6 protein-coding genes are annotated in these 4,808 nt (G+C 26.5%); all 6 read left to right on the top strand.

The features are described from left to right. Positions 1-606 (top strand): SPASM domain-containing protein (locus KGF50_RS20405; protein WP_227849754.1); only part of this gene is annotated, 606 nt, incomplete at its 5' end. A gap of 506 nt (positions 607-1,112) precedes the next feature. Continuing rightward, positions 1,113-1,334, top strand: coding sequence for a hypothetical protein (locus KGF50_RS20400; RefSeq protein WP_227849753.1), 222 nt, complete (start codon positions 1,113-1,115; stop codon positions 1,332-1,334). 504 nt (positions 1,335-1,838) lie between these two features. Beyond that, positions 1,839-2,708 (top strand): nitroreductase family protein, encoded by an 870-nt coding sequence (locus tag KGF50_RS20395; protein ID WP_227849752.1) that lies wholly within the window; start codon positions 1,839-1,841, stop codon positions 2,706-2,708. 353 nt (positions 2,709-3,061) lie between these two features. Then, a complete protein-coding gene (locus KGF50_RS20390; RefSeq protein ID WP_227849751.1) occupies positions 3,062-3,934 on the top strand; it encodes an AraC family transcriptional regulator in 873 nt (290 codons plus the stop codon). A gap of 150 nt (positions 3,935-4,084) precedes the next feature. Beyond that, positions 4,085-4,282: a helix-turn-helix transcriptional regulator gene (locus tag KGF50_RS20385; protein ID WP_227434059.1), complete on the top strand. Its 198-nt coding sequence runs from the start codon at positions 4,085-4,087 to the stop codon at positions 4,280-4,282. 2 nt (positions 4,283-4,284) lie between these two features. Continuing rightward, complete coding sequence (locus KGF50_RS20380; RefSeq protein ID WP_227849750.1) at positions 4,285-4,728, top strand: hypothetical protein; 444 nt, start codon at positions 4,285-4,287, stop codon at positions 4,726-4,728. Positions 4,729-4,808: the final 80 nt, after the last annotated feature.

Here is a 4,808-nt window from a genome sequence, read left to right as displayed (position 1 = left end):
CTTACACCTTTATATTTTACAATAGAGATAGATGGTAATGACAATAGGGTTCAATATTTTTCTGAAGTTATAAGCTTATTAAAGTGTATGTATGAGAAAGGATGTAGGTTTATAGAAGTTATTGGTGAAGATATTCTAAAAAATAAAGATATGAAAGAAGTATTTCAATATATGTTAAACCATTTTGATTTAATTATAGTAACTAAAGATAGTTTTACTATTGAAAGAAGTTTAATAAGAGAATTAGATGATTATCGTCATAAAGTAATATGGAATGTATATTCAGAGAATGACAATGTACATGTTAAATTAAAAGAAGATATAAAAATAACTAGTTTGATAAAAAGAGGGCATACAGTAGTAAGAGGAGCTAGAGGAAAAGCAATAAAAATAGAAGATATGAGGTTTAAAGATATAAGAGAAAGATTTTCAAAATATGGTGCAGAATGGAGCCATGTATATATTTCTTCTGATGGCAGTGTAAAATCTTATTCCATTCAAAAAGATAAAAGAGTTTATTTAGGTAATATATTTGATAATTCAGTTGAGGAAATTTTCTTAGAGATGCAAAATAAGATTGATAATCTAGAGATTGTATATCAATAATTATCAAAATTAAGTTTTATGGAATAATTTATGCTTGATTGTTTAGTTTTGTGTCAATAATCGTTAATGAGGTGATATGACTTGTTAAGATTATTGAACAAATTTTTTTATGATGTTTTACTTAAATGCTGGCTTTTTATGATGCTATGGATTTTTAGAGAACTTTTTACAGAGACAAAATTAGTCAAAAAATTTAAACTTCATAAAATATTTATGTAAAAATCATATAAAATTCATATAACAGATGTATTATATAGAGTATAGAAAGACTAGCTTAAAAACCATAATATAATACCCTATTGTAATGATAACCCTCCCTCACATCCTCAAATAGAGTTATCATTACAAGAATTAATCCATAAATTTAAAATTTATGGTTTTTTTTTATTTAATTTGTTTTATTATCTAGGAATATGATTTATTATAGAATATATAATAAGTAATATATAATACATTTGATTAAGTTTTTGACGTGTTTTTAACTATACTAATAAGGAGGAGTATTTATGAATGTAAATAATCACAAGTGCCCAGAGTGTGGTGAACATAGTAAAAAATTTGAAGTAATAGAAGAGAGTGAGGAGTGTGTGACATTTGAATGTTACACTTGTGGAACTATATCTATATTAAAGTATTGTAACAACTGTAAAGAATTTGTATTTGTAAATATTCCAAATAACGTAGAGACATATGAGTATTGTTGCAGTAAATGTAATAATAAGATTTAATATAATTAAAATATATAATTTCATATGTCGTTTATACAAATATCATATAAAATTCATATATGTAATGTATTATAGAAATATAGAAAGAACTAGCTTAAAACATAATATAATTACCCTAAATTTATAATGACAACTCTCCCTCACATCCTCAAATATAGTTGTCATTATAAAATAGCTTGGCTGTTTCAAAAATGTAAAATCATTTTGGAAGCAGTCTATTTTTTTGTAAAAAATAAAGAAGGCAACGGGAAGCCTTCTTTCGTGTAAAAAAAGTTTAATTTTTTGTTAAGATTTGTTTGTTTATTTTATATTATCTTTATAATATGTTTTTATTTGAAGGATGGCAATGGATTTTGCACAACTGGTCATTATGAATGTAAAAGTGGAATATTATTAATAAATAATAATTACAAAATTGTAATTATTATTTATTAAGTAAATGCGTAAAATATCACATTAATGGGTATATAATTAATAATATACTAGTTTGGGGAGGATAAAATTATGAATTATAAAACAATCATATTAAATAGAAAGTCTGTTAGAGAATATAAAAAGACAGATATTAAAGAAGAGTATCTTAGTGAGATTAAGAAATACTCAGAATCTTGTAAGAAACTAGTTCCAGAGATAGACGTTGATATAAGAGTAATGAATAGAAGTGAAGTTTTTGACAATTTAGATAAAATAGCAGGATATAAAGGAAATATGATAGATGCTCCAAGTTACATTATAATATTATCTGAAGTAAAAGATAATTACATCGAAAACTCAGGATACATAGGAGAAAATATAATTTTTAAGGTAACAGACCTTGGAATAGGTTCTTGTTGGGTTACTTTTGAAGATAGCAAAAAGGTATTAGATAAACTTGGAATTGACTCAGACAAAGAAATAACAGGAATTATTGCTATTGGATATGGAGAAAATGCAAGCAATACTAAAGTACTAAATGCTACAAAGACTGGTGAGAATTATTCAAAATCTGATATGCAAGTTGTTTCAGATAATAGCTCTTCTCGCTTAGGTGTAGAAGAAGTAGTTTATATGGATGAGTGGGGAAATAATGCAAATACAAATGTATTAGAAGAGAGAGCACTTCTTGATGCATTCCATTATGCAAGATTAGCTCCATCTACATTAAACAGACAGCCATGGAGATTTATAGTTGATGGAGGAGTTGTAGTTTTAGCAGTTAGAAAAGATGGTCATACTAATTTATATGAAGAGAAAATAGATATTGGTATAGTTATGCTTTATTTTGCAACAATAATAAGTGCAACTATGTTCGAGTTAAAATGGAATTTTGGTAGTCCAGATAAAGATTACAAAGTACCAGAAGATTATAAAATAGTTGGATATTGTAATATATAAGACAATATATAAAATAGTTTAATACTTAATTTAGCCTTATTTAAATAAATTTCTATAGAGAGTTCAATAACATTATAGGGAATAATGTTATTGAACTCTTTTGTTGTGTAATTGTATAATTTAATTTTAGCATTATTAGTTTGCAAATTTTATGTAAAAGAGTATTGTTAATGTAAATTATTGGATTTGATATAAAGCCAATACAAAATTGATAGTTAAATGAGTAAATGTTATACTTTAAACTGAATCTGTATCTATTTTTGAAATAGTATTTTAAAACTTACAATTTTGTGCATAGATTGAGAGGTATATTATTTTATTAAACTGTATAATTTGCTTGGAGGGAATGTTAAATGGAATGGATAAATAAATTAAATCAAGCTATTACTTACATTGAAGACAATCTTGAAAGTGGAGTGGATTATGCAGAAGCAGCAAAAATTGCATGTTGTTCCACCTTTCATTTTCAAAGAATGTTCTCATATATTGCAGAAGTACCTTTATCTGAATATATTAGACGTAGACGTATGACTAAGGCAGCATTTGAACTACAAAATAGTAATATCAAAATTTTAGAGCTGTCTGAGAAATATGGTTATGATTCACCTACATCTTTTAATAGGGCTTTTCAAAACATACATAATATTTCTCCATCTGCTGCTAGAGCAAAAGGTGTTGTTTTAAAAGCATATCCTAGGATAACCCTAACTATTTATGTAAAGGGAAATGTAGAAATGCAATATCGTATTGTGGAAAAAAAGGGTTTTCGTATTGTTGGAGTAAAAGAACATATGAATATGATTGTAGAGGAATGTTTTGATAAGGTTCCCAAGTTATGGGATAAATCTATACAAAGTGGAATGATTGAAAAACTTTTGAAATTAATAAATCATGAACCTTATGGGTTGCTTGGAGTCAGTGCATGCACGAATGGAAAGGACCTAGACTATTATATTGCTGCTCCAACAGATATACATACTTTAAAAAATACTTATGAATATTTTATACCATCAGGTACATGGGCAGTATTTGAATGTGTTTCTCCAATGCCAAATGCTACTGCTATACAGGAATTACAAAAAAGAATTATTACTGAATGGTTACCAAGCTCTGGGTATGAGTACGCTAGTTTACCAGATATAGAGCTTTACCCTAAAGGTGATATTAAGGCTCCGGATTATACAGTAGAAGTTTGGATTCCAATTAGAAAACAAAATCAAAACTAGAAAAATAAGATGAAAGTTTAAAATAGCAGACTAAAGATAGTCTGTTATTTTTTGTGAAATATGGAAAGCAAGCTTTACATAAAACGTATATGGGTGTATAATTATGGAAAGTAAACTTTACATAAAATAAAATGATTTAAGGAGATAAATGTGAAAAATAGATTAGAAGAAATAAGAAAAAAGAAAGGGATAAAGCAAGAAGAGCTTGCCATTGCCTTACAAGTCTCAAGACAAACAATTGGTTCATTAGAAAATGGCAGATATAACCCATCAATTATTTTGGCATTTAAAATAGCAAGATATTTTGATATGAGTATTGAAGAAATATTTATTTATGAGGAGGAGTAAAAATGAAAAAGAACAGATTATATATGGGTATTGTTTATCTTGTTTTTGGAGTTTTATTTATTTTATTGGCCACATTGACAGAGTTTTCGTTTGAAGCTTTTATATGGGGGCTTGCTGGAGCATCTTTAGGTCCTGGAATATGTATGATACTCCAGTATATATATTGGAGTAAACCTGAAAGGGCTAAAGAGTATGAAAAAAAGGTAGAAAATCAAAAAATAGAGATGAATGATGAGAGAAGAATTATGTTACGCGATAAATCTGGACGTATTACCAATCAAATTATGTCTTATGTTTTGGTTATTATTATATTTATTGTATCTATATTGAGTGTATTTTCAGTAATGGTAATAAGTAAATGGGTTTTAATTGGACTTAGTTTACTTCTTTTATTTCAATTTATTTGTAGTGTAGTTGTATATAATAAATTGGATAAAAAATTGTAGTAAAAAATTTAAAATCGTAACAAAAATATTAACTTTTTAAGTTCTTGAAATAATTTTATAAGTTATCTTTAATATATAAT

Source organism: Clostridioides sp. ZZV15-6598, from assembly GCF_020657705.1.
Classification (GTDB): domain Bacteria; phylum Bacillota; class Clostridia; order Peptostreptococcales; family Peptostreptococcaceae; genus Clostridioides; species Clostridioides difficile_F.
The sequence above is the reverse complement of the archived record's forward strand: the minus strand, read 5'-3'. Positions and strand labels throughout refer to the sequence as shown.

What these genes read in the sequence shown, in the direction of transcription:
- KGF50_RS20400 (WP_227849753.1), top strand. Translation starts at nt 1,113, where the DNA reads ATGAATGTAAATAATCACAAGTGCCCAGAGTGTGGTGAACATAGTAAA.
- KGF50_RS20380 (WP_227849750.1), top strand. Translation starts at nt 4,285, where the DNA reads ATGAAAAAGAACAGATTATATATGGGTATTGTTTATCTTGTTTTTGGA.
- KGF50_RS20395 (WP_227849752.1), top strand. Translation starts at nt 1,839, where the DNA reads ATGAATTATAAAACAATCATATTAAATAGAAAGTCTGTTAGAGAATAT.
- KGF50_RS20390 (WP_227849751.1), top strand. Translation starts at nt 3,062, where the DNA reads ATGGAATGGATAAATAAATTAAATCAAGCTATTACTTACATTGAAGAC.